This window comes from Pelagibius litoralis (genome assembly GCF_011683915.1).
GTDB lineage: Bacteria > Pseudomonadota > Alphaproteobacteria > Kiloniellales > Kiloniellaceae > Pelagibius > Pelagibius litoralis.
Genome location: NZ_JAAQPH010000006.1, coordinates 99167 through 122842, shown reverse-complemented (window position 1 = coordinate 122842; position 23676 = coordinate 99167). Strand labels below are relative to the sequence as shown.

General features: G+C 62.3%; 22 protein-coding genes. 12 read left to right on the top strand and 10 right to left on the bottom strand.

The annotated features are described in order from the left end of the window. Positions 1-59 precede the first annotated feature (59 nt). Complete coding sequence (locus HBA54_RS09620) at positions 60-1127, bottom strand: ABC transporter ATP-binding protein (protein WP_167223865.1); 1068 nt, start codon at positions 1125-1127, stop codon at positions 60-62. A 380-nt stretch (positions 1128-1507) separates the two neighbouring features. On the opposite strand from HBA54_RS09620, the gene HBA54_RS09615 reads away from it, so the two are divergent. The 3 genes from HBA54_RS09615 to HBA54_RS09605 all read left to right on the top strand — a co-directional run bounded on the left by HBA54_RS09615 (position 1508) and on the right by HBA54_RS09605 (position 4300). Beyond that, positions 1508-2260, top strand: a complete 753-nt coding sequence (locus HBA54_RS09615; RefSeq protein ID WP_167223863.1) for an SDR family oxidoreductase — start codon at positions 1508-1510, stop codon at positions 2258-2260. A gap of 151 nt (positions 2261-2411) precedes the next feature. Beyond that, positions 2412-3311, top strand: coding sequence for a DMT family transporter (locus HBA54_RS09610; RefSeq protein WP_205944536.1), 900 nt, complete (start codon positions 2412-2414; stop codon positions 3309-3311). Between the two features lie 35 nt (positions 3312-3346). After that, on the top strand, positions 3347-4300 hold the full coding sequence (locus HBA54_RS09605) for a homocysteine S-methyltransferase family protein (RefSeq protein ID WP_167223861.1): 954 nt from the start codon (positions 3347-3349) through the stop codon (positions 4298-4300). 3 nt (positions 4301-4303) lie between these two features. Here the strand turns inward: HBA54_RS09605 and HBA54_RS09600 are convergent, their stop codons facing one another. The 3 genes from HBA54_RS09600 to HBA54_RS09590 all read right to left on the bottom strand — a co-directional run bounded on the left by HBA54_RS09600 (position 4304) and on the right by HBA54_RS09590 (position 7477). Then, a complete protein-coding gene (locus HBA54_RS09600; protein WP_167223859.1) occupies positions 4304-5044 on the bottom strand; it encodes an SDR family oxidoreductase in 741 nt (246 codons plus the stop codon). Positions 5045-5089: 45 nt separating this feature from the next. Next, positions 5090-6871, bottom strand: a complete 1782-nt coding sequence (locus HBA54_RS09595) for an IlvD/Edd family dehydratase (protein WP_437126179.1) — start codon at positions 6869-6871, stop codon at positions 5090-5092. A 96-nt stretch (positions 6872-6967) separates the two neighbouring features. Beyond that, positions 6968-7477, bottom strand: coding sequence for a SixA phosphatase family protein (locus HBA54_RS09590; RefSeq protein ID WP_167223857.1), 510 nt, complete (start codon positions 7475-7477; stop codon positions 6968-6970). A 331-nt stretch (positions 7478-7808) separates the two neighbouring features. On the opposite strand from HBA54_RS09590, the gene HBA54_RS09585 reads away from it, so the two are divergent. Together HBA54_RS09585 and HBA54_RS09580 are read left to right on the top strand one after the other, a co-directional pair. Continuing rightward, positions 7809-9398 carry a CYTH and CHAD domain-containing protein gene (locus tag HBA54_RS09585; RefSeq protein ID WP_167223855.1) on the top strand — a complete coding sequence of 530 codons (1590 nt, stop codon included), beginning with the start codon at positions 7809-7811 and terminating at the stop codon, positions 9396-9398. Positions 9399-9478: 80 nt separating this feature from the next. Continuing rightward, positions 9479-10135 (top strand): nucleotide-binding protein, encoded by a 657-nt coding sequence (locus tag HBA54_RS09580; RefSeq protein WP_167223853.1) that lies wholly within the window; start codon positions 9479-9481, stop codon positions 10133-10135. An 18-nt stretch (positions 10136-10153) separates the two neighbouring features. On the opposite strand, the gene HBA54_RS09575 is transcribed toward HBA54_RS09580, so the two are convergent. From HBA54_RS09575 to denD, 3 genes are read right to left on the bottom strand one after another with little or no spacing between them, the layout of a single operon-like run. After that, complete coding sequence (locus HBA54_RS09575) at positions 10154-10792, bottom strand: 2-dehydro-3-deoxy-6-phosphogalactonate aldolase (protein ID WP_167223851.1); 639 nt, start codon at positions 10790-10792, stop codon at positions 10154-10156. A gap of 3 nt (positions 10793-10795) precedes the next feature. Beyond that, positions 10796-11743, bottom strand: a complete 948-nt coding sequence (locus HBA54_RS09570; RefSeq protein ID WP_167223849.1) for a 2-dehydro-3-deoxygalactonokinase — start codon at positions 11741-11743, stop codon at positions 10796-10798. Next, positions 11740-12720, bottom strand: coding sequence for a D-erythronate dehydrogenase (gene denD, locus HBA54_RS09565; protein WP_167223847.1), 981 nt, complete (start codon positions 12718-12720; stop codon positions 11740-11742). Before denD ends, HBA54_RS09570 begins: the two co-directional genes overlap by 4 nt. A 257-nt stretch (positions 12721-12977) precedes the next feature. Between denD and HBA54_RS09560 the strand changes: the two genes are divergently transcribed. From HBA54_RS09560 to HBA54_RS29420, 7 genes are all read left to right on the top strand, one after another. After that, the gene (locus HBA54_RS09560) at positions 12978-13916 is read left to right on the top strand and encodes a 2-hydroxyacid dehydrogenase (protein ID WP_322096007.1); all 939 of its coding nucleotides are present in this window, start codon (positions 12978-12980) and stop codon (positions 13914-13916) included. Positions 13917-13944: 28 nt separating this feature from the next. Beyond that, positions 13945-14790: a fumarylacetoacetate hydrolase family protein gene (locus tag HBA54_RS09555; protein WP_167223845.1), complete on the top strand. Its 846-nt coding sequence runs from the start codon at positions 13945-13947 to the stop codon at positions 14788-14790. Continuing rightward, positions 14771-15793 (top strand): NAD(P)-dependent oxidoreductase, encoded by a 1023-nt coding sequence (locus HBA54_RS29635; RefSeq protein WP_367575707.1) that lies wholly within the window; start codon positions 14771-14773, stop codon positions 15791-15793. The genes HBA54_RS09555 and HBA54_RS29635 overlap by 20 nt, the downstream gene beginning before the upstream one ends. A 650-nt stretch (positions 15794-16443) precedes the next feature. After that, complete coding sequence (locus HBA54_RS09545) at positions 16444-17631, top strand: pyridoxal-phosphate-dependent aminotransferase family protein (protein ID WP_167223843.1); 1188 nt, start codon at positions 16444-16446, stop codon at positions 17629-17631. Further along, the gene (locus HBA54_RS09540; protein WP_167223841.1) at positions 17628-18395 is read left to right on the top strand and encodes a CDP-alcohol phosphatidyltransferase family protein; all 768 of its coding nucleotides are present in this window, start codon (positions 17628-17630) and stop codon (positions 18393-18395) included. Before HBA54_RS09545 ends, HBA54_RS09540 begins: the two co-directional genes overlap by 4 nt. 36 nt (positions 18396-18431) lie before the next feature. Beyond that, on the top strand, positions 18432-19253 hold the full coding sequence (locus HBA54_RS09535; protein WP_167223839.1) for a phosphocholine cytidylyltransferase family protein: 822 nt from the start codon (positions 18432-18434) through the stop codon (positions 19251-19253). A 118-nt stretch (positions 19254-19371) separates the two neighbouring features. After that, complete coding sequence (locus tag HBA54_RS29420; protein ID WP_277345350.1) at positions 19372-19506, top strand: hypothetical protein; 135 nt, start codon at positions 19372-19374, stop codon at positions 19504-19506. A 196-nt stretch (positions 19507-19702) separates the two neighbouring features. On the opposite strand, the gene HBA54_RS09530 is transcribed toward HBA54_RS29420, so the two are convergent. The 3 genes from HBA54_RS09530 to HBA54_RS09520 form a co-directional block, all read right to left on the bottom strand. Next, the gene (locus HBA54_RS09530) at positions 19703-20578 is read right to left on the bottom strand and encodes an SMP-30/gluconolactonase/LRE family protein (RefSeq protein ID WP_167223837.1); all 876 of its coding nucleotides are present in this window, start codon (positions 20576-20578) and stop codon (positions 19703-19705) included. Positions 20579-20702: 124 nt separating this feature from the next. Next, positions 20703-22301: a flavin monoamine oxidase family protein gene (locus HBA54_RS09525; protein ID WP_167223835.1), complete on the bottom strand. Its 1599-nt coding sequence runs from the start codon at positions 22299-22301 to the stop codon at positions 20703-20705. Between the two features lie 341 nt (positions 22302-22642). Next, positions 22643-23623, bottom strand: a complete 981-nt coding sequence (locus HBA54_RS09520) for a substrate-binding domain-containing protein (protein ID WP_205944533.1) — start codon at positions 23621-23623, stop codon at positions 22643-22645. Between the last annotated feature and the right edge of the window lie 53 nt (positions 23624-23676).

The window sequence follows — 23676 nt, the reverse complement described above, 5'->3', positions numbered from 1 at the left end:
GGATTCCCAGTAAAAAAAACTCAGATCAATTGAAAACCTCGGGCCACGGCCGTTCCGGCTTACAGTCTTTGGCCGGACTCCTGGCTGAAAAGGTGCACCTTGGCGAGATCCGGCCGCAGATGGATCTTCTGGCCCGGGTGAAAATCATGACGCTCGCGGAAAGCCGCCGTGATCTCCCGGCCTTCCAGTCGCGCCAGCACCTGGGTCTCGGATCCCATGGGTTCCACCACCACCACGTCGGCAGGGAATCCATCGTTTTCCGACACCAGTTCCAGGTGCTCCGGGCGAACGCCGTAGACCACCGGCTGGCCGTCGCCCGCCGCCGTCTGTTCCCCCAGCGGCAGGAAGGTTCCGTTGCCCATCGCCACCCGCGCCTGACCGCCACGCTCAACCGCGCCTGTCAGGAAATTCATGGCCGGCGAACCGATAAAGCCGGCAACGAAGACGTTGGCCGGATTGTCATAGAGTTCCAGCGGCGCGCCGATCTGCTCGATGATACCGTCATGCATCACCACGATCTGATCGGCCATGGTCATGGCCTCGATCTGGTCATGGGTGACGTAGATCGTCGTCGTCTGGAGCCTTTGGTGCAGCTCGCGGATTTCCGTGCGCATCTGCACCCGCAGCTTGGCGTCCAGGTTCGACAACGGCTCGTCGAAGAGGAAAACCCGCGGGTCGCGAACGATGGCGCGGCCCATGGCCACGCGCTGGCGCTGGCCGCCGGAAAGCTGGCGCGGATAGCGTTCCAGATAATCTTCCAGGTTCAGGATACCGGCAGCGCGGTGCACCGCCTCTTCGATCACCGTCGGATCGACCTTGGCCAGCTTCAGCGAGAAGGCCATGTTGTCGAAGACCTTCATATGCGGATAGAGCGCATAGTTCTGGAAGACCATGGCAATGTCGCGCTGCTTGGGCGGCACGTCGTTGACCACTTGACCTTCGATGACGATGTCGCCCGAGGTGACCTTCTCCAGACCGGCGATCATACGCAGCAGCGTAGACTTGCCGCAGCCCGAAGGACCGACCAGAACCGTAAAGGACTTGTCCGGGATGGTGATATCCACCCCATGCAGGACCTCTGTGGCGCCAAACGACTTGCGAACGTCGCAAATCTCGACGTCAGCCATGCTTCCTCCCCATTCTCAAAAGCCGATGATCCCGGCCTTTATCTTATTTATCAGCGACTAGCATACATCGTATACGTAACCGCGTCCATTATCTTGTGCGTACCTGCCGCGGCAAGCGTCCCGGGCATCACCATGCTTGCTCAAACACCCGGTAGCGAGCCCATAAGTCGGCCCCCGCGAGGCTTTTTTGGGCCAAGTTGTGACCCGGCCAGCAAGACTCAACTTAACCATGATCACCGAGGCCACGCCAGGAATTGACGGTGAATCCGTTCGTTGGCGAATAACGTTACGGAAACATTCCAAGGCGGGAATCGCCATCAGGCGCTATTGTCGCGCCGCAAGAACACCCAGAGGATTGGGAAAACGGGAGGGGCAGGAAAATGGCGGCACAGGATTTCGAAGGGCGCAGCGCCGTCGTCACCGGCGGCGCGCGCGGCATCGGGCTGGCAACCGCGAAGCGTCTTGCCGCAGGCGGTGCCAGGGTCGCGCTCTGGGACATCGACGAAGCCGCCCTCGCCGCCGCCCGGAGCACGTTCGCCGATCCGCAAGCCGTCCTGCCCTGCGCGCTGGACATCACCGACGAGACGGCGGTAACCGAGGCGCTGGCCAAGACCGTGGCAGCGCTGGGCCCGCCCGACATTCTGGTGAACAACGCCGGGATCACCGGCCCGAACCAGAAAACCTGGGAGTACAGCCTGAGCGATTGGCAGCAGGTTCTGGACCTCGACCTGACCGCCGTCTTCCTGTGTTGCCGCGCGATGATCCCCGGCATGCTGGAGCGGCGCTATGGACGCATCGTCAATGTCGCCTCCATCGCCGGCAAAGAGGGCAACCCCAATGCCGCGGCCTACAGCAGTGCCAAGGCCGGTGTCATCGGGCTCACCAAGTCGCTCGGCAAGGAAACCGCCGGCAGCGGGCTGACGGTGAACTGCGTTACACCGGCAGCGGTCGAGACCGACATCTTCAAGCAGATGACCCAGGAGCACATCGACTACATGCTCTCGAAGATTCCCATGGGGCGTTTCGGCCAGGTCGAAGAGGTCGCAGCTCTCATCGCCTGGCTGGCATCAGAGGACTGTTCCTTCAGCACCGGCGCGGTTTTCGATGTATCAGGCGGTCGCGCAACCTACTGAAAGGCTGTTGCGGCCCTTCAAACGGACATGGGTGCCCTGCGGAGATGGGCCTACCGCCCCGCGGCAAGCCCCGCTAGCATGATCTGCCGCTCTGGGCGCCGCCTGTCGCGGGCCGGGCCGGCCGCAACGCAGAGGCTGGCACAGACCGCAGATGCAGACTTCCCGGAACCTCCAGATCCAACCGCTGGTGAACGCGCCGCTGCAGGGTATTGCCCTGATGGTCGCCGCCTTCACCACCTTTGCAATGCTGGATGCGACGGCGAAGTACCTAGTGCAGTTCTATCCGACGGAACAGGTGGTCTGGGCGCGTTATGCCGGGCACTTTGTCTTTGCGCTGATCATCTTCTGGCCCCGTCACGGCATGGGGCTGATACGCAGCCAGCGTCTTGGCACGCAGATTCTGCGCTCCCTTCTTCTTTTCACCGCGACCTGCAGCAACTTCGTGGCCGTCGGCTATCTGCAGTTGGCCGAGACCTCGGCGATCTTCTTTTCGACGCCGCTGATCGTCGCTTTGTTTGCCGTGCCTTTGTTGGGTGAGAAGATCGGTCCCAGGCGCTGGGCCGCCATCCTTGTCGGCTTTATCGGTGTCATGATCGTGGTGCGCCCCGGGCTGGGCATGATCCACTGGGCCGCCGGGCTTTCCCTGCTCACCGCGACCGCCGCCGCGCTCTATCAGATCATCACCCGCAAGCTGGCCGGCGTCGAGCCGGCGGCGACCACCCAGTTCTACACCGCCCTGATCGGCATGGTGATGATCACCCCCTTCGTGCCCTTCGTCTGGCAGACGCCGGACCTGACCGGCTGGCTGTTGATGGCGCTGCTCGGCGCCCTCGGCGGGGTAGGTCACTGGATGCTGATCCTGGCCCACCGCCTGGCGCCGGCGCCGATCCTGGCACCCTTCAACTACACCCAGATCGTGCCCATGGTGCTGCTCGGTTTTCTGGTCTTCGGTGACCTGCCGGATGCCTGGACCCTGGCCGGGGCCGCCGTGGTACTGACCAGCGGCCTCTACCTGCTCTACCGCGAACGGCGTGTCAAGTTAGCGGCGTAACTCGCTATAAAACAACGAACATACACGGACAGCTAATGTCTTACGCGAACCTGAAAGAACGCCTCGACGACGGGGAAATCGTCATCCTCGACGGCGCCACCGGCACCGAGCTGCAGCGCCGCGGCGTCAGCATGGACCCGGCGGCCTGGTGCGGTGTGGCGACCCTGGACAACGACCGGCTGTTGAGCGAGATCCACGGCGACTATATCGCCGCCGGGGCGGAGGTGATCACCGCCAACAGCTATGCCTCTTCGCGGCTGATGCTGACCCCGGCGGGCTACGGCGACCGGGTGGAGGAGATCAACCGCCGCGCGGTGGAAGCCGCCCTGCGCGCCCGTGACGCGGCAGCGGCCAACAGCGGGGTCGTGGTTGCCGGCTCCGTCTCCCACATGGTTCCGCTGACCGGCGGAACGGCCCGGGTCGATCCTCAGGCCATGCCGGGAGAACAACAGATAGCAGAGGCTTTCCACGAACTCGCACAGATCCTGAAGGCGTCAGGCGCCGAGTTGCTGATCCTGGAGATGATGTACCATCCTCTGCGCAGCCGGCTGGCCCTGGAAGCGGCACAAGCAACCGGCCTGCCGATCTGGTTCGGGCTCAGCGCCCGGCGTGGAGACAACGGCAAGCTGCTCAGCTTTCATCACCTGGAGGACCTGCCGCTCGACGCCGTCACGGCCTTGCTGCCGGGTGCCGGGGTCGATGCCGCCGGCTGCATGCACAGTGGCGCCGACCTCATCGCCGAGGCTCAGGCCGAAATCAGGAAGGCCTTCGGCGGTCCCCTGATGGCCTACCCCGACGGCGGTTATTTCGAGATGCCCGACTGGCGCTTTGTGGATGTCATCGAAGCGGATCGCCTGCAGTCTTTCTATCTGGATTGGCTGAAGGCAGGCACGCAGATCATCGGCGGCTGCTGCGGCCTGACGGTTGCCCATACCCAGGCCGCCGTGCGCGCCCGCGACACTTTCCTTGAGTCCGGCCTGCGACCTTGACCCCTAAAGCGTAAAGCCGCCGTCGACGACCATGGCCGTGCCGGTGGTATAGGACGAGTCATCAGAGGCCAGATAGACCGCCATGGCGGCGATCTCCTCCGCAGTGCCGAGGCGGCCGAGCGGCTGACGCGCGATGAAGGCCTTGCGGGCCTCGACCGGGTCATCGAAAGCGGCGATGCGGTCGTCCAGCGAGGGGGATTCGACGGTGCCCGGGCAGATACAATTACAACGCAGGCCCTGTTTGATGAAATCGGCCGCCACCGATTTGGTAAGGCCGATGACCGCCGCCTTGCTGGCGCCGTAGACGCAACGGTTGGCCACGCCGGTCAGCGACGAGGCGACCGAGGCCATGTTCACGACCGACCCGCCGCCGGCATCCAGCATGGGCGGCAGGAAGGCTGAAATCATGCGGTACATGGACTTCACATTCAGATCGAAGGAAAAGTCCCAGTCCTCTTCCGGACAGTCCAGGATCGAGCCGTGGTGCACGAAGCCCGCCACGTTGCACAGTACATCAAGCGGCGGCATCTCCGCGGCCAGGCTATGGATCGTCTGGGTGTCGGTCACGTCCAGGCGCCGTGTCGATATGCCCGGCGTACCGCCCAGTTCCTCCAGCCGGTCGATGTTGATGTCGGTCGCCATGACCGACGCCCCCTCGGCGGCAAAAGCCAGCGCGGTCGCCCGCCCGATACCCTGCGCGGCTGCGGTAACCAGCGTGGTCTTGCCCGCCAGGCGATCCCCCATTGCATGCTTTCCTTCTTGTTGCGCCGGCGCCGGCCGGCCGGCAGATCAGTGCGAGTGCCTGGGCAGCGACTTGACCACCCGGTGATAGTGCACCGCCGGCTCCAGGCAGCCACCGGTGGAGAGCTGGCCCACCATGCCGCGATACATCTCTTGCCAGGGCGTTTCATGCTCCAGCGCCGGCGGTTTGTAGTCCGCCCAGCGGGCCGCGATTTCCGCTTCGTCCACCAGCAGGTCGACGCGCCGCGTATTGAGATCCACCCGCACGCGGTCGCCGGTCTGGATGATCGCCAGGCCGGACCTCGCTGCCGATTCCGGCGAGGCGTTGAGGATGGAGGGGCTGCCGGAGGTGCCGCTCTGGCGCCCATCGCCGATGGTCGGCAGTTCCATAATCCCCGCCTTGATCAACGCGTCGGGCGGCTGCATGTTGACCACCTCGGCGGAACCGGGATAGCCGATGGGCCCGCAGCCGCGCACGAAAAGCAGGCAGGTTTCGTCGATCTCCAAAGCAGGATCGTTGATCCTGTCGTGATAGTCTTCCGGTCCTTCGAAAACGATGGCCCGCCCCTCAAAGGCGTCTTCCTGCCCGGGCGTGGAGAGGTAGCGCTCGCGAAACTCCGGGCTGATCACCGACGTCTTCATGACGGCGGCATCAAAGAGGTTGCCGGACAGCACCACGAAACCCGCCTCTTCCATCAGCGGCTGATCGTAGGGACGGATCACATCCCGGTCGCCGGCCTCGCACGTACTGTGAAGCTCCCCCATGGTCTTGCCGGCCACGGTGATCGCCCCGTCACGCATTTTGCCGGCGCGGATCAGTTCGCCGATCACCGCCGGCACGCCGCCGGCGCGGTGAAAGCCCTCGCCCAGGTGCGCCCCGGCGGGCTGGCAGTTCACCAGCAGAGGAATATCATGGCCGTGGGTCTGCCAGTCCTCGATATCCAGCTCAACGCCCATGTGGCGGGCGATCGCGGTGATGTGCGGGGGGCAATTGGTGGAGCCGCCGATCGCCGAGTTGACGACGATGGCGTTCTCAAAGGCTTCGCGGGTCATGACCTTTGAAGGCGTCAGTTCCTCCCAGACCATGTCGACAATGCGCTTGCCGGTGGCATGGGCCATCTGTCCGCGCTCGCGATAAGGCGCAGGGATCGAGGCGCAGCCCGGCAAAGACATGCCCAACGCCTCGGCCAGGGAGTTCATCGAAAGGGCTGTCCCCATGGTGTTGCAGTGGCCCGCGCTGGGGGCCGCGGCGGCAACCATCTCGATGAATTCCTCGTAGTCGATCTTGCCGGCGGCATGGAGCTTGCGGCCTTCCCAGACCACGGTGCCGGAGCCCACCAGTTCGCCGTCCCAATGGCCATCCAGCATCGGTCCGCCGGAGAGCACGATGGCCGGCAGGTCGACGGTGGCCGCCGCCATCAGGCAGGCGGGCGTGGTCTTGTCGCAGCCGGTGGTCAGGATCACGCCGTCGAGCGGATAGCCGTGCAGAATCTCCACCAGCCCGAGATAGGCCAGGTTGCGATCCAGCGCCGCTGTCGGCCGGCGGCCGGATTCCTGGATCGGGTGAACCGGAAACTCAAAGGCAACGCCACCGGCATCGCGAATACCGTCACGCATCCGTGCCGCCAGATCGACATGGATACGATTGCAGGGGGAGAGGTCGCTGCCGGTCTGGGCGATGCCGATGACCGGCTTGCCGGAGGTCAGCTCGTCCTTGGTCAGGCCATAGTTGAGGTAGCGTTCCAGATAAAGGGCGGTCATGCCGGGATTGTCCCGGTCGTTGAACCAGTTCTGGCTGCGCAGGCGCCGGTCCATCTCGGTGATCTTCACGGGGGGTCTTCCTCCTGATTACTGCTTGGCGCGAAACTAGCAGGCCTCAGGCCCCGCCGCACCGCCTTTGCGGCGAAATCTTTGCACCGCGGCAGATTATCCCAAGTCCCGGGGGCGGATAAAATCTTTCAACGCGGCCTCTTCTTCTCCCAGGGACCGCCACGACGGCAGTTTGAAATGGGCCAGGGCCGCGGTGGGAAATTTCTCAGCCATCCGCCGGGCCGCCGGCGTGGTTGCGTCTTTGGCCAGCCTCAACGCCAGATTTTCCATGCCCGGGTTGTGGGCAACCACCATGATACTCGCGACTTCAGGCGCTTGCTGGCGCAGCAGCGCAATCATGCGGCTCGGCGGGGCAAGGTAAAGCGACTTCAGATAGCGCAGTGACGGCTCGACAGGCAGCTTCGGCAGCACCAGATCCAGGGTTTCACGCGCCCGCACGGCAGAGGAGCAGAGCACCAGCGCCGGCCGCCAGGGCTTGGCACCGATAAAGCTTCCCATAACCGGGGCCGCGCGCCGTCCCCGATCTGCCAAAGGCCGGTCGAAATCGTTCAGAGCGGGGGCGTCCCAGCTCGATTTGGCGTGGCGCAGCAGCAAAAGATGGGGCATCAGACCAACTTCCTAATCATTTGATTATGATGACCAATCGAATGTCGAAAACCCGACGATTTGCCTTGCACAAATGCGTTCTTCTCCACAATTGTACAGGGTCGTAAGAATGCAACGAAAACGTTGCCTCGGCCATGGTCGTGAAGGCGACGCAAAGACAACAGGGCAGGCGCCCGTTCTACGGGTGTCATGAAAAGCAGATGTGAGCGAAATCTGTAAGGCTGAGGGGCCTGCAGCACCAGGGTAAATGTGCCCAGCACAAGCCGCCGACAGCATTTCGCCGATGCAACAACCGCCCGAGTAATGAGGGCGAGTGAAGGGAGACTGTTGTATGGCGAACCAACCCTCCACGGCGACCGAAGTCGAACTGAAGCTTGCGGCAGACCCGGAAACCCTTGAGCGCCTTTGGCAGGCCCCGATGCTGCGCGGACGCGATGGCGCGGCGCCCAAGGTCAAGGAGCTGGAGAACATCTACTTCGACACGGCGGACCTGCGCTTGCGTAAGCGCGGCTTGGCGTTTCGTATCCGCCGCGACGGTACGCGCTTCATCCAGACCGTGAAAACCGGCGATAATGAGGCGGCCAGCCTGTTCAGCCGCGGCGAGTGGGAGGGCCCGGTTCCTTCGCTGGAACCGCAGCTCGATATCATAGATGACCCTGAGATCCGTGCCGCCCTCGGCTTGATCCTGCCCGGTGAGCTGCGCCCTGTCTTCGTCACCCGGGTGCACCGCGAGATCCAGCAGGTGAACGGTACCGACTCCCTGGGCCGTTTGAAGGTCATCGAAGCGGCTTTCGACCGTGGTGAAATTGAAGCCTCCGGCAGCGTTCAACCGCTCTCGGAGATCGAGCTGGAGTTGGTTGAGGGAACACCCCGCGCGCTCTTCGACTTGGCTTTGGCGCTGCAGGACGTCGCACCGACCCAGTTGGAAACCCGCAGCAAATCTGCCCGCGGCTATGCCCTGGCGACCGGCCGCAAGCCAGCCTGGCACCCGGCAAAACCCTTGGCCCTGACGGCGGAAACCCGCACCGACAACGCACTGGCGGCGGTGCTGGAAGCCTGCCTTCTGCATTGGACGGCCAACGAGGCGGCCGCCCTCGACGGCAGCGACCCTGAGGGCGTGCACCAGATGCGGGTCGGGTTGCGGCGATTCCGCTCCGCCCTTTCGGTCTTTTCCGAACTGCTGCCCGAAGACCACCACCGCTGGCTGAATACCGAAGCACGCTGGGCCCTGAATGCGCTTGGCCCGGCCCGCGACTGGGATGTATTCCTGGCTGAGCTGCTGGCGCCGGTGGAAGCCAACCGCCCCGGCGACAAGGATCTCGCCGTTCTCAGAAAGGTGGCGGAAAAACGCCGCGCCGAAGCCTATCAGCAGGTGCGCGAGGCCGTCAGCGAACCGCGCTATACCCGGTTTCTGCTGCGCCTGGGCGGCTGGCTGGAGGACCGCGCCTGGCATTGTGCGGCCCTGACGCCGGCGCAGGCGGTCTGGCTGGACCAGCCGTTGATCACGCTGGCAAACAAGCTGCTCACCAAACGACACCGCAAGACATTGAAGCTGGGCAAGCACTTCGACCGGCTTTCGGTCGAGAAGCGGCACGAAGTGCGCATTGCCATGAAGAAACTACGCTACACGACGGAGTTCTTCCGCGCCCTCTACCCCGCAAAGACCGAAAAACCCTATCTCAAAGCCATGCGGGGATTGCAGGAAAGCCTCGGCCATCTGAACGATGTCGCGGTCGCCGAGACGCTTCTGGCCGAGCTGGCCGGGCCACGGGCCGGCGCGCGCCGCCCGGCCGGCCTGGACCAGGCCATCGGCAAGGTGATCGGCTGGTATGCGCACGGCGTGCTCAGTTTCGAGCCGGAAATGCGGGAAACCTGGAGGGCCTTCGCAAAGACCCATCCCTTCTGGAACGGCAAGAAATAGCAGCACCGGCCGCCGGCTTTGCCCGGCAACTTCCGAAAAGCGGTCGTTTGTGTACCCCTTCCTGGGTTAGGATTTGAGTCATGATTACGATTCTCGTCGCTAACCCCAAAGGCGGCTGTGGCAAAACCACCGTCGCCACCCACATCGCCGCGGCCTTTGCGAATGCCGGGCTGCGCACCGCCCTTGCCGATGCGGACAAGCAAGGCAGTTCGCTGGGCTGGATGAAGCAAAGGCCGTCAGAGGCCGGTCCGATTCAGCCGCTGGACTGGCGCGACAGCTGGGGCAAGCCGCCCAAGGCCATCGACCGCCTGATCATCGACTCTCCCGCGGCAATGAAGATGGGCAAGATCGACGATCTGCTGCGCATGGCGGATGTGGTGGTCGTGCCGGTGCTGCCGTCCGGCTTCGACGTTGCGGCAACCGGCGACTTTCTGAAAAAACTCGAGACCCTGAAGCCGATCCGCAAGAGCAGGACGGCCGTTGCGGTGGTGCGCAACCGGGTTCAGCTCGGCACCCGTTCCGCCGGCCGCCTGGACAGCTTCATGATCGGCGTCGGCCATAAAGGGGTCGGCCGTCTGCGCCATCGCACCATCTACACCGAGATCGCCGCCCAGGGTCTCAGCATCTTCGACCTGTCGGGCAAACAGTATGAAGATCTGCGCGACGACTGGGCGCCCTTGCTGCGCTACATCGAGAACAGCGACCCCGGCATCAACGCCTTTGCCGGCAGCCGGTAACGCAAATCCGGCGCCACATCACGCCGCGGCTGCCTTTGCCTTTTCGATGGCATCGCGAAACCCGGGAACCCTGGCGGCGATCGTCGCCGCATCGTCCCCGGGCCGATAGAGGCTGCCCCCCAGGCCGAAGCCTCTTGCCCCCGCCGCCCAGTAGTCGCCGACTTTCTGCGGCGTGATGGAGCCGACGGCAAGGATCGGCAGGTCCGGCGGAAAGACCACGCGCATCGCCTTCACCACCGCCGGCGGATTGGCCTCCGCCGGGAACAGCTTCACCGCATCGGCCCCGGCCTTGACCATGCTCAGCCCCTCCGTAGGGGTGGCAAATCCGGGCATGGCGACCAGGCCTTGGGCCTTGGCCGCGATTACCACGGCCTCGCCCGCATTGGGTGTCACGATCAGCCGGCCGCCGGCTGCAGCGACCCGGCCCACATCCGCCGGGTCGAGCACGGTTCCCGCACCGACCAGGGCATCGTCACCGCAGGCCTCCGCCAGAGCCGCAATGCTGTCGAAAGGACGTGGCGAATTCAGCGGCACCTCGATGATACCGATGCCTTCAGCCACCAAAGCCTGAGCGATGGCCACCACCTCCTCCGGCTTCACACCGCGCAGGATCGCCACCAGCGGCATCTCTTCCAGCCAGTCTTTCAGATCTTTCATGCTCTAACCCTCATGCCGCATCGTCGTACCGTCAGGAAGCCGTTGTGCAAGCTGAAACAAACCGCTTGCAGCCACATCGCTGCCGATCCGGCGCTGAGCGCAGCCGAGCCGGCCGAGGGCTTCCTCGTAAAGTCTTGCCAGGGCGGGCGCGCCGAGGAGCGCCACTTCGTCCGGCCTGTCTTTCGCCGCCCGCAGGGCCGCCGCGATCTCGTGACCAATCAACATGCCCGACAGATAGGCGCGCGCGCCGGCCTCCGGCATGTTCCCGCTCAGCACCCGGCTGCGCACGGAAAACAACATATGCAGCAAGGCGCCGTCCGATGCGCCGCGGACGACCCCTTCGCCGAACCAGTCATCCGACGCCACCGCCTCGTCGGTCATCAGGCGCCCGAGAATCGAATGCGCCTGGAGCAGGTCATAGACTTCGCCGGTCATGTAGGTCGCGAAGTGGACGATTGTTCCCTCCGATACCGTCACCCACTTGCTGTGCGTTCCCGGCAGGCAGACCAGGGCGTTGCCGCCGGGCAGATCCGCCAGGGCGCCGAAAATCTGGACCTCCTCGCCGCGCATGACGTCCGGCAGGCCGGTCTCGGTCTCGTCGCTCAGACCGGGGGCAATCCAGACCTCCGCCTCCGGCCAGTCAAGCCGCACAAATCCAGCGGCCAATCCGGCAAGATCGCAGGGACAGGCGCAGTAAGGCACCTCCTGCCAGCCCTGGCGGCTGCCGATCATGCCGCTCATCACCACCAGGCTGGCGGGGCGGGCGGCCAGCCAGTCGCCGATTTCCTCTGACAGGGCCTGCGGAAACCCGCCCTTCTCCACACGAAGGATACCGCGCGGCGTTTCCCGGCGCTCCCGCACCTCGCCGGCGGGGCCCAGGGCATAAGCACGAAACGACGAGGTGCCCCAGTCAACCGCGATAACCGGACGTGTCACACCGGCAGGCGTCACAGATAGTCCTCTATGTAGTTCTCAACGATGACATCCAAACTGGCGTCCTTGGGCAGGCCAAGGGCCGTGGCGCGATCATGGGACGCATCCTGCGGCCAGCCGGCGCAAATCGCCTCGATGAAGGGATCGGGCTCGAAGACGATCTCGCCCAGGCTGCGTCCGCTTGCGACGCGGTTCAGCGCCTCGATCATTTCCGCAACACTGACCGTAAAACTCGGCAGACTGACCGCCCGATCATCGCCCAGGGCCTCGCCATCGGCCTCGTGAAGGGCAATGAAACCGCCGACAATGGAGCGGTAGCCCAACACCGGCATCATGGTTTCCGGCGCCACCGGAATTCGGCAGACCTCACCGTTCAATGGCTCGCGGAACAGTCCGGAAACGAAGCTGGAGGCCGCCTGGTTCGGCTTACCCGGCCGCACGATCACGGTCGGCAGGCGCGCCGAGCGGCCATCGAGGAAACCCTTGCGGGTGTAATCGTTCACCAGCAGTTCGCAGATCGTCTTGGTCATGCCGTAGGTCGTCTGCGGTGTCTGCTTCACGTGGTCGCCAACTACCGCGGGCATGCCCGCCCCGCCGAAAACGGCGATCGAACTGGCGAAAACAAGCCGCGGCAGGCCACTGCGGGCACGGCAGGCTTCAAAGACATTCAATCCACCGTGCAGGTTGACCCGCATCGCCAGATCGAAATCCAGCTCACCACCGCCGCTGACCACCGAGGCCAGATGAAACACCGAGATGTCGTCCCGGTCGATCAGGCCCGAAACCGTCGCGGCATCGGAGATATCGCCGCTCTGAAAGGTGACGCGATCATCGGCCCAGGCGGGCCGCGCCGGCGGCTCGCTGACATCGAACAGTAACAGGGAATCGATTGCCTCAGGCTCACCCGACGGACCGGTCAAACGACCGCGCCGCAACAACTCTTCCGCCAGACGAAGACCGATGAAGCCGGCACCCCCTGTTATAACAACTTTCACGCCTCTATCTCCCCGCTTTGTCGCAATGGTTTCGGTTTTCAACGCAGGCGCCGATTGTGACCGCCGCACCCTTGTTGCGCAACGAGGGAACAAAGCGGCAGCAGGGACAAAGGCGTGATGAGCCAGCTTGGCGCTGAGCGGAAGGTTTGCTATTGATCATGTATGCCCAACAGAAGAAGGGCAGCCATCCACCGTGTCAGATCCGCCAGCGCGCGAAACCTCACGCCCTCAGGCGCCCTAGCAGTACGGAGAAAAAAGTGAAGCCGGAGCTTGTTTTGGTCGGCCCAATGATGCCGCATGTCATGGAAGCAATGGAGGAGGACTTCACGGTTCACCGCCTCTGGGAAGCCGAAGACCGCGACGCCTTGCTTGCCGAGGTCGGTGAACGCGTCCGCGCCGTCGGCACCAGCGGCAATCTGGGTGCGTCCGCCGCCCTGATGGATGCCCTGCCGAATCTGGAGATCGTCGGGTGTTATGGAGTCGGTGTCGATTCCATCGACCTGCAGCATGCGGCCAAGCGCAAAGTGATCGTCACCAATACGCCGGATGTTCTGAACGACGACGTCGCCAACATGGCCATTGCCCTGCTGCTGGCAACCTCACGGCGGATCTGCGTCGGCGACCGCTATGTCCGCGACGGCAAATGGCTGAAAGCCGCCATGCCGCTGACCCACAGTATCCGCGGCAAGCAGCTGGGCATTCTGGGCCTGGGCCGCATCGGCAAGGACATTGCCGAGAAAGCTTCCGCCTTCGGCTTGGAACTGAGCTATCACGGCCGCCGGAAACAGGATGACGTGTCCTATCGTTTTTTCGACAACCTGGTCGAGATGGCTGAGAACTGCGATTATCTTGTGGCGATCTGCCCCGGTGGCGAGGCGACCAACAACATCGTCAACCGTGCCGTCATGGATGCGCTGGGGCCGGAGGGCGTGTTGATCAACGTCGCCCGCGGCACGGTCGTCGACGAGGCCGAACTGGTTCTGGCGCTGCAGGAAGGCCGCCTCGGCGGCGCCGGCCTGGACGTTTTTCTGGAGGAGCCGAAAGTTCCCGAAGCCCTCTTCGAAATGGATCAGGTGGTTCTGCAGCCCCATGCCGCCAGCGCCACCGTGGAAACCCGCCACGCCATGGGCGATCTGGTGGTAAAAAATCTGCGGGCGCACTTTGCCGGCCAACCGGTTCTGACGCCGGTCCGATAAGGCTGAGAGAAAGTAAGGGAGAAGAAACATGAAACTGTTGCGCTATGGAGCCTTGGGTCAGGAAAAGCCGGGGGCGATGGACCGTAAAGGCGTAATCCGCGATCTCTCCGGCCAGATCGACGACATCGCCGGTGAGGCCCTTTTGCCTGAGAATCTGGACAAGTTGAAGGCGCTCGATCCGGAGAGCCTGCCGGCGGTCGAGGGTGCCCCGCGGATCGGCGCCTGCGTCGGCAAGGTCGCCAAGTTCATTGCCATCGGATTGAACTATGCCGATCATGCCAAGGAATCCGGCGTTGATGTCCCCCGAGAACCGGTAATCTTCACGAAAGCCACCTCCTCCATCTGCGGGCCCAATGACAACGTGGTGATACCGCGCAGCTCGGAGAAAACCGACTGGGAGGTCGAACTGGCCGTGGTGATCGGCACACCGGGCAAGTACATCGACGAAGCCGATGCGCTTGATCATGTTGCCGGCTACTGCATCGTGAACGACGTCTCCGAACGCGCCTTTCAGCTTGAGGGCACGGGCCAGTGGGTGAAAGGCAAGAGCGCCGACACCTTCGGCCCGGTCGGCCCCTGGCTGGTCACGACCGACGAGGTGCCCGACCCGCAGAACCTGCCGCTTTGGCTGGAGGTAAACGGGCACCGCTATCAGGACGGCAGCACCAAGACCATGGTCTTCCCGGTCGCGCATCTGATCAGCTATGTAAGCCAGTTCATGTCGCTGGCCAGCGGCGATATCATCACCACCGGCACACCCCCGGGCGTCGGCATGGGCCAGAAGCCGCCGACCTACCTGAAGCCGGGCGACAGCATGCAACTGGGCATCGAAGGCCTGGGCGAGCAGCGCCAGCATCTGGTCGCCAGCGACTGAAGCGGGACAACCCCGGCACCATAAATCCAAGACCTGGAGGAACAGCGGCGTGAGCAAGGAAAAGCAAAGTGTCGGCTTTATCGGCGTCGGCCTGATGGGCCACGGCATGGCCAAGAACATCGTGGAAAAGGGCTATCCCCTTTCCGTCATGGGCCATCGCAACAAGAAACCGGTAAAAGACCTGGTGAAACGCGGCGCCAAGGAAGCCAAAAGCGCGGCGGCGATGGCACGGGATTGCGACGTGATCTTCCTCTGCGTGACGTCATCGCTGCAGGTGGAAGACCTGATCCGCCGTGCCGACGGCATCAAGGCCGGCGCCCACAAGGGCCTCATCATTGTGGACTGCTCGACCGCCGACCCGAATTCCACCCTGGCATTGGCGGCCGAGCTGAAGCCGCTGGGCGTGAGCCTGATCGATGCCCCGCTCGGCCGTTCCCCCAAGGAGGCGGAACTGGGCCGCTTGAACGCCATGGTCGGCGCCGACCCAAAGACCTTGAAAGAAGTCAGGCCGATCATGGAGACCTGGGCCGAAAACATCATCCACGTCGGGCCCGTGGGCGCCGGCCACAAGATCAAGCTGATCAACAACTTCATCTCTCTGAGCTTTGCCGCAACCTTCGCCGAGGCCTACACAGCAGCAAAGAAGACCGGCGTGCCCCTGGAAAAACTCTACGATGTGGTTTCCGCCGGCGGGATGAACAGCGGGTTTTTCCAGAACGTCAGCAAGTGGGTGATCGGCCGCGACCCCAAGGCCCACGAGTTCACCCTGGCCAACTGCCTGAAGGACATCAGCTACTACAACCAGATGGTCAATGCAGAGAAGCTGACCACCATGGTTTCCTCGGCGGTGCAGCAGGACTACACCATGGCCTTGGCGATGGGCCGCGGCGACCAGCACATGCCGATGCTGGCCGACGCCATCGCCAACTTCAACGGCCTCGACCTGGCGGAAAAACCGAAGAAGCCGGGCACCGCCAAGGCCAAATCGAAAATGAAGAAGTAAGCGGCCAGCGGAGCTGGTTAACCAGGGACGGTGGGACTATATGTCCAGGCTTTCCCCGGTTTTCTATTTAATGTTGGTGAGTGTTGGCCCGCCTGTACAGGCTGAATAGTTTTATTGCGCCCCAGACAAGCCGGGTAGGTTTGGGTCTTTTTTCGAATTGCTTTGCTTGTCAGCCATCATTTCTGTACATGTAAAGCCTTCGAGCGTTGTATGCATTGAGCGCTTGATACCTCGGAAAGGGCTGAGGTGTTGGAGACTTCAGGGGAGGATGATCCCTGTAGCCCAACTGATGATACCGATCTCGACTGGCATGACTATCTAAGACATCGGCGGTGTAGTTGCCTGCACCACGGTGATGCCGATTAGCCCTGCTGCGCTAACTTGCAAGCTGCATTGACTAATCTCTAGCGGGTTACTTTCACGATTCCCGCTGGCGCAGTTCACGACGTTTTTTTATCAGCATCGTTGGATTCAGGAAGGCTCCTTTCCTGAAGAATACCGAACAGATCTAGCTGTGTTGCTGATTTCCTGAATCGATTTGTGCCCTCTCGCTGACCGCGCCCTGAACCTGGGCGGTGTCTCTCATGGGCGCGCAGCAATCACGCGACCGCGAGGTCTAACGGCCGCGCGCCGCAGGAGTTTGTACAGATTTGGACAAGTATCTTCTCTTTACCCCCGGCCCTGTAAACGTGGCTGAGAACCTGCGCGTGGCGATCTCGAAAGAAGATATTTGCCACAGAGAAGCCGATTTTGATGCGCTGCTTGCCAGTATCGAGCAGAAACTTCTTTCGCTTTTTCAGATCAGGAGACGCGGCCGCTACCGCGCTGTGGTGATCACCGGATCAGGCACGGCAGCGAATGAAGCGATGCTCTCCTCCGTTGTAGGAAAAGGCCGTATCCTGATCTTGTCAAACGGCGAGTTTGGCGAGCGCCTGCACAAGACCTCTCTGATCCATAACGACCGGACCCATCTTATTGAGGTGCCGTGGGGCGAGCCCTTCAATCTGCTTGAGGTCGAGGCCTATCTGATGCGCCACAAAATCGATGTGGTGGCGATGGTCCATCATGAGACCTGCTCAGGCATGTTGAACCCACTGGCGCAAGTCGGCGCAATGGCGAAAGCGCAAGGGGCAATCTTTGTCGTGGACGGTGTCAGCAGCGTGGGCGCCGAGATGGTCGACCTGGAGGCTTGCAATATCGCGTTCTGTTCCAGTTCCAGTTCCAAGGCGATCGGGTCTTATCCCGGCCTATCCTTCGTGATCGGCCGCAAAAAACAGTTCAGGAAACTGAAGGCCCATAAGGCGAACACAACCTATCTGAACCTCGCAACATTCTACGACTTCCTCAAAGCGCGCTCACAAACGCCAAATACCCCGGCAGTGCCATTGTTCTTTGCGCTGGAGCAGGCCTTGACGAACATCCTGCGCGAAGGCGTGTCGAAACGCTTTGCTACGATCCGCGCCCGCGCCGAACAATTGCGATGGGGAATGCGGAAACTGAATCTCGAATTCTTGATCGATGAGCAGGACATGTGCTCGGTTCTCACGACGGTCATCGTACCCCCTTCGGTGAAGGTCGGTGATTTACGAGATCGTCTGCGCGAGAAATCCATCATCATCTACGAGGGCAAAGGTTGTTTCCAGGGCAAGGTCTTCCAGGTCGGCAATATCGGAGAGATGTCCAAGTTCGACATCAAGTTCTTCCTGCAGACCCTCAGGGAAGTTCTTGTGACCTTGCAAACCGAGGCGGCTGATCTCGTGGTTCCGATCAGACCAGCCGAGCCGAGCCCGGCGCTGATCACTCCCCTGTGCGGCGCCCTGGCGTCAACCGCTCCATGACCGGCAAGCTGGCACGGCTTTGGGCCACCAAGACCGTGGATGATGAGTGGTGGTCATCCTTTGTCACTGCCCCCATGGCTATCGCTGTGAATTACGGCGCGGTGGAAGCGCCTTGGATCACCCCGAACAGGATCACAGGGGCGTCGTTCCTTGTGGCTGTGGTGGCGTCGCTGTGCATTGTCATTGGCGGGTCCGCGAATTTCATCGCAGCAGCCGTTCTGATCCATCTGAGCCATATGCTCGATTGCATGGACGGGCAGATGGCGCGCTACCGGCAGGTGTCCTCGCCCATCGGCAGCTATTACGACCGCCTGACCGACCAAGTGCAGGTCACGCTCTGGTTCGGCGCGGCAGGTTATGCAGCTTATCTTCAGTCGTCCAGCGTCACACCCGTTGTTTTAGCCCTCATCGGCATCGCGTTGTATGGTCTGCGGGGCTACACAAAATACATCGCCATTGAGATCGAAACGGGGCGTGACCCAGGCTATCTCGCCAAGATGTCCCAATGGAAGAAGCCTGAAAAGGTCGCGGGTCTGGGCTTTGGGCTGCGCGCGAACCTGACATGGTTTGCAAGGGAGCAGCGCAAGATCTTCCACTTCGACGAAGGCGTGTTCATCTTCATGCTGTCGGCCGCGCTGCTTTTCGATGCGCTTGAGCCGATGCTTTGGATCTTCGCCGGCGGCCAGCTTTTCTGGGGCCTGTATCGCGCCGTCCAACACGGTCGACAGATCCAGCAGAATCACCAACTTCCGATCCTCAAATAACGCGCGGATGCGCAGCAGAAGGGAAGCCTGTTCAAAATGAAATCTCCCCCCAAGCCAGCCCACAAGGCTGTCATTCTGGCGGCGGGTGTCGGGTCCCGGATCCGGCCGCTGACGGACGACTGCCCAAAAAGCCTGCTCTCGGTCGCGGGCACGCCAATCCTCGAACGCATGATCCGTAATTGCCAGAGTTGCGGCATCTCCGAATTTGTCCTGGTTCTGGGCTATTTGGAGGAACGGATCAGGCGCTTCGTCGACGACACCTTTCCGGAACTGCAGATCACATTTGTCGTCAATGACAAATACACCAGGACGAATACCGGCTATTCCCTGATGTTGACCGAACGCGCCATCGGCGGCAGCGACTTTATCAAGTTTGATGCCGACGTGGTCTTCGACCCGAGCATCCTGCGTCGCCTGATCGATAGTGATTTCCAGAACGCCCTGTGCATCGATCGCGATATCCAGCTCGATGCCGAAGAGGTGAAAGTGATCATCGACGATCAGCTGCGTATTCTGCAGGCGAGCAAGACAGTTGATCCAAAAACTGCCTTGGGAGAGTCCATCGGGATCGAGAAGATCAGCGCCGAGACCGCCAAGCTTCTGTTTGCCGAACTGACCTTGATGATGGCAGATGACGCGCATCAGCAGGACTACTACGAGGCCGCTTACGAGCGACTGATGGCGCAGGGTACAGCCTTTCACGCGCTCGAAATAACGGATCTGAACTGGACCGAGATCGACACGCACGACGATTTCGCAACGGCAAACAGCCTTTTCAGCGTTCCGCGCGACGCGCTTGGTCAGCGGTATCGGCACCAGCTCGCAGCCGCCTCGGCCCAGGGGGCCAGCCGTATATAACAGACCAAGAAATCAAACCATTGAGTGCCAATTTCAGGCAGTCAATGGATAACCCGCTGCAAGCGGACGCGTCTTGGCCACCAAGACCAGCGCTTGCTGCACGTTGGAAGGAGAGCCAATGTCTAAAGGCGACAACAAGCGCGGCAACAAAGAGGCCAAGAAACCCAAACAGGTCAAACCGAAAGTTTCTGCAACCGCAGATTCCAACGCCACAAGGCAGCCGCTGTCGATCGCCGGTAAAAAGATAAAATAGGGGCGAGCTGGGCCGGGCCGTCAGGAAGACCACCCACCCCCGCGTACTGTGAACCTCCCCAAAGCTGCACAGTGACGTAATTCAATGCGGTGCAACGAAGGTGCGCTCCGGGCTCAAAACAGCCATTGCGGGGTTGCCGGTCGGTCGGCTCTGACCCCCGAATCCTTTCGGCGTGTTCGGCGCTGGACGTGAAACTCTAGCCGGCGAACAAACCCGGGCGCAAACCGGTCTTCCCGGTCTCGACCTCAAAGAGGCCGCCGGCAAGCGGCTGCGCCTCAAGGTCTTCTGCGCTAAGACCGATAGCCGCCGAGGTCACAAAAAGCCGGTCGAGGTTTTCGCCGCCGAAAGCGCAACTGGTCACTTGGCCGACCGGCATCTCGATTGCCCGGTCAAGCTCACCGTTGGGCTTGAAGCGGCTGATCCGCCAGCCACCCCAATGGGCAACCCAGAGCCCGCCCTCGGCATCGCAGGTCATGCCATCGGGATAGCCGTCTCCCTCAGGGATTTTGGCAAAGACGCGCTTGCCGGAAAGCTTGCCGGACCCGGTCAGATCAAAAGCGTAGATCGTCCCCTCGAAGGTGTCGGTGTGGTAGAGGACACGCTCGTCCGGACTCAACGCCGGGCCGTTGGTGACCACGTAGTCCTTATCGACACGCTGCCAATCCAGATCCGGATCGAGGCGATACAGGCTTCCGCTGGCTTCGCGTTCGTTGTCGTCCATGGTGCCGGCCCAGATCCGCCCAGCGGAATCGGCCTTGGCATCATTGAAACGATTGTCGGGGTAATCGGGCTCGGGTTGGCCGATCGCCTCCACCGCCATGCTGCCCGGCGTCAGAAAGACAAAACCGCGCTCCTTGAGGCCGGCAACCAAGCCTTCGCCGTTTGCCCGCTCGATCACCCAGCCGATCCTCTCCGGCATGACCCACGACGTGGTGTCGCCATCGGAAAGACGATAACGATGCAGCGCCGGGGCCTTGATATCCACCCAATACAGCGCGCCCTCGGTGGCCGACCAAAGTGGACCCTCCCCCAGCGTCGCCGCCGCAGGCCACAGGCATTTCACTGCCGACATTCCCACTCTCCGTCTCACATCACTATGTCACCGGCCGGTAGATTAAAGGCTTCTCGGAGAGATCAAAACAACCAAATGCATGCCGTTGAAATCGCCGCTTTCAGTTGCCAAACAAGGTTCGGTTTTATAGGTATTTTCCCCGGTAGTAGCGGTCGAAACGGCCGGCGTTGCGGCCGGCATTCTTCAGATAATGAAGCACGTCCTCTGCAACACGACGTCCGGAAATGTAAGCACCGTGTACAGCCAGGGGCTGATAATCGCGGTCATAGGCCGGCGCAACGGCTTCACCGGCCCAAAAAAGCGGCAGCGTTTCGCGTGGATCTTTCAGGGCTTCACGCGCCTGCTTGGCCAGCATGCGACCCTGGCGTTGCGGCGCAAAAGCCAGATAGGAATTGCCACCCTTTGCGAAGGGGTCTTTCGACCAGTCCTGACGCAGGAAATTCGGCTTGAATTTGCCACCACTGCCGAGCTTGCCCGCCAGTACGGCTTTTTGCGTCCAACGGCGGTTGCGCCCATAGACCTTGCCAAGTGCCTCGAAGACGTGGGCCACCGCCGCCTCGTCGTCCATCTCGGCGATCTGGTCGTGGTCCTGGTTCATCAGCAACCCGGTCAGCACATGGGGGCCATGGTGTTCTTTGGGAAAGGACGAGAAGAAAGTGCGTGCCTTGCCTTCGGGATTGCTCAGCACCGCAAGATGGCTGGCCGATTCGCCGCCGTCGTCGACCCAGATGCGTTCCTTGAACTCCAGCGCGAATTTGGTGATCGCCCCCATGCGGACAAGGCCCAGCGCTTCGCGCTTGGCAGCGGTCAGAAGCGGCCCGAAGATGGCGTCGCCCTCGCCGCTTTTCGGATTCAGCATGCCGGCGGAAAACGTGCAGACGGCTGTCTTTCCCGTGAAGATCTGCCCGCCCGTCGTCGTTACCTTCACCTTGCCGTCGGCGAGGCGTTCAACCGCTGCGACCTTGCGGTTGGTCGACCCGGCGCGACTCTTCTCAAGCTTGCCGCCGGCCTTGCGGAACTCCGCGGCAATCCTGTTGGGCAGACTGTCGAAACCGCAAAGGCCGAAGGGCTTGGCCGCGTCATGCTCCATGCGCAACTCCTTGCGCTCCATCAACTGATCGACAATGGCATCGGTCTTCAACCCGGCAATGGAGATTTCGTTCAACGGCCCCGGCGTGTGGGCCGAGAGGGTATAGGCCAGCAGCGCCAGACCGCGTTTCGACAGGTCGTTCTTGGCGGCGTAACGCTTCACGAAGCTGGCCGCCGTCATGTCGGCCTTGGTCGCGGCATCGAATTCCTGGATTTTCTGCAGCGCATCGGGCAGCGACCAGAATTCCGGCTGGACGATAACCTCTGCCAGCATCTTGGTCCGTTTCCAGGGGCTGAAGTACATGCGGTTGCGGGGAATCTTCAAGATGCCCATGCCGCATTTGTGAAACGGCGAGGTGGTGAAGCCGTGCTTGCGCACCTCCTGCCAGAATTCCTTGTAGCGTGCCTGCTCCGGCACGTGGATGTACTCGGCACCGCCTTCGACCGGCACCGGCTTGCCGCTCTTCTTTACGAAGTCATGCCGGGAATACATGCGCCCACCGACGCGGCTGGAGCCCTCCAGCAACAGCACCTTCAGGCCCGCCTGCTGAAGATCCCGCGCCGCCGTAACGCCGCTGATCCCGGCGCCCAGAACGATGCAGTCATAGATGATATCGGATGCGGTCGTCGGCATCTTTCGCCCCCTCTTTCGGGACCGCCGGCAAAAGCAGCGGTTCCCTTCGTGGATCGGCCCTGTCCGGACCATCGCTGCCACGCCATCTCAGCGGACAATCGAAAGCGGAACAGAGTCGGCGAACCCCCCGGCGCCTCGCAGCAGCCGCAGCTTGCTGCAGTTCGAGCTTACGCCTCTTGTCAGCGCTAATCCAGCGGCCGCGACGATTCGCCAAAACGAAGCAATAACAGAAGGCGGGACGCCGGCAGACGGAAACCCCGGGCTAATCCGAAAGAGAGCGCGGAAAGAAAAAGCGGCCCGGACCAGCCGGGCCGCATCAGGTTTTCAGACTGGCGCCAGATTCAACGAATACCCTTCTCGATCAGCGGGACCAGGGCGCCGATGGTCTTGGGGGTTACGGTGCCGGAACCGGTGTTGGTGAACAGCCCGGTAAAGCCGTACTTGGCTGAGAGCACGCACTGGGTGACCGGCAGGAAGCCCTGCAAATAGAGCTGCTGGTCCAACACGGTGGAAATCCACCCCTCTTCCAGGCCGTCGATGGTTGCCGGCGCCAGATCGATGCCGCCGACCACCACGTCGCCGGGCTTCTTGCCGGAATCCTCAAGCGCCTTGGGGATAAAGGCCGTCACGCCGCCATGCTGGGTGCCGATCGCCTTCACGTCCGGATTGTTCGCCAGATAGGCCGCCAGGATGGGCACCACCAACGAGGAATCCGAATTCACCTCCGGCGAGATCTCCAGATAGTCCACCGTGACGCCGGCCTCCTCCAGGGCGGTTTTCAGGCCAAGCGTGCTCTGGCCGCGCTCTGCTTCCGACAACAGGCCGTAGACCAGCGCCTTGTCGCCTTTCTGCAAGCCCTGGTCGGCCATCGACTTGCCGGTGATGTAGCCGCCGGTGAAGAGATCGACGCCGGCATAGCCGAAGCCGCCGGCCTGATGCTTGTTGTAGAGTTCGGTGAGCGGCGCGTTGCCGCTGGTCACCACGATGCCGGCCTCGCGGGCCTCGTCCACCAGATCGGCGAAGGCATCGCTGCCCGGATGGCCCATGATACCGATACAGGCCGGGCTGGCCGCCATGCCCTCGCGGAAATGGTTCAGCATGGTTTCCGGTTGCCAGGCCGAGTACTGCTCGATCAGCTGCAGGCCGAAGGCCTTGGCGGCATCCCGAGCCCCGGTGGTCCGCGCCAGGGTCGCGCCGTCGCCGGCATTGCCACCCATCTGCATGTACATGACCATGCCGTCGCCGAGCGGCTTGTCGCTGCTCTGCGCCGCTGCCGGGCCGGCGAGCACCGCCAGACCTGAAACAAGACCGAGACCGAACAAGGCCCGAGAAAAGATTCTTGAAGAATTCCGCTGTGACATCCTCTCCTCCATTT

Coding starts and splice junctions, on each gene's coding strand:
- HBA54_RS09530 (WP_167223837.1), bottom strand. CDS start 20,578: ATGTCGGCAGTGAAATGCCTGTGGCCTGCGGCGGCGACGCTGGGGGAG.
- HBA54_RS09610 (WP_205944536.1), top strand. CDS start 2,412: ATGCAGACTTCCCGGAACCTCCAGATCCAACCGCTGGTGAACGCGCCG.
- HBA54_RS09525 (WP_167223835.1), bottom strand. CDS start 22,301: ATGCCGACGACCGCATCCGATATCATCTATGACTGCATCGTTCTGGGC.
- HBA54_RS09585 (WP_167223855.1), top strand. CDS start 7,809: ATGGCGAACCAACCCTCCACGGCGACCGAAGTCGAACTGAAGCTTGCG.
- HBA54_RS09605 (WP_167223861.1), top strand. CDS start 3,347: ATGTCTTACGCGAACCTGAAAGAACGCCTCGACGACGGGGAAATCGTC.
- HBA54_RS09535 (WP_167223839.1), top strand. CDS start 18,432: ATGAAATCTCCCCCCAAGCCAGCCCACAAGGCTGTCATTCTGGCGGCG.
- HBA54_RS09580 (WP_167223853.1), top strand. CDS start 9,479: ATGATTACGATTCTCGTCGCTAACCCCAAAGGCGGCTGTGGCAAAACC.
- HBA54_RS09600 (WP_167223859.1), bottom strand. CDS start 5,044: ATGGGGGATCGCCTGGCGGGCAAGACCACGCTGGTTACCGCAGCCGCG.
- HBA54_RS09615 (WP_167223863.1), top strand. CDS start 1,508: ATGGCGGCACAGGATTTCGAAGGGCGCAGCGCCGTCGTCACCGGCGGC.
- HBA54_RS09620 (WP_167223865.1), bottom strand. CDS start 1,127: ATGGCTGACGTCGAGATTTGCGACGTTCGCAAGTCGTTTGGCGCCACA.
- HBA54_RS29420 (WP_277345350.1), top strand. CDS start 19,372: ATGTCTAAAGGCGACAACAAGCGCGGCAACAAAGAGGCCAAGAAACCC.
- HBA54_RS09590 (WP_167223857.1), bottom strand. CDS start 7,477: ATGCCCCATCTTTTGCTGCTGCGCCACGCCAAATCGAGCTGGGACGCC.
- HBA54_RS09575 (WP_167223851.1), bottom strand. CDS start 10,792: ATGAAAGATCTGAAAGACTGGCTGGAAGAGATGCCGCTGGTGGCGATC.
- HBA54_RS09540 (WP_167223841.1), top strand. CDS start 17,628: ATGACCGGCAAGCTGGCACGGCTTTGGGCCACCAAGACCGTGGATGAT.
- HBA54_RS09555 (WP_167223845.1), top strand. CDS start 13,945: ATGAAACTGTTGCGCTATGGAGCCTTGGGTCAGGAAAAGCCGGGGGCG.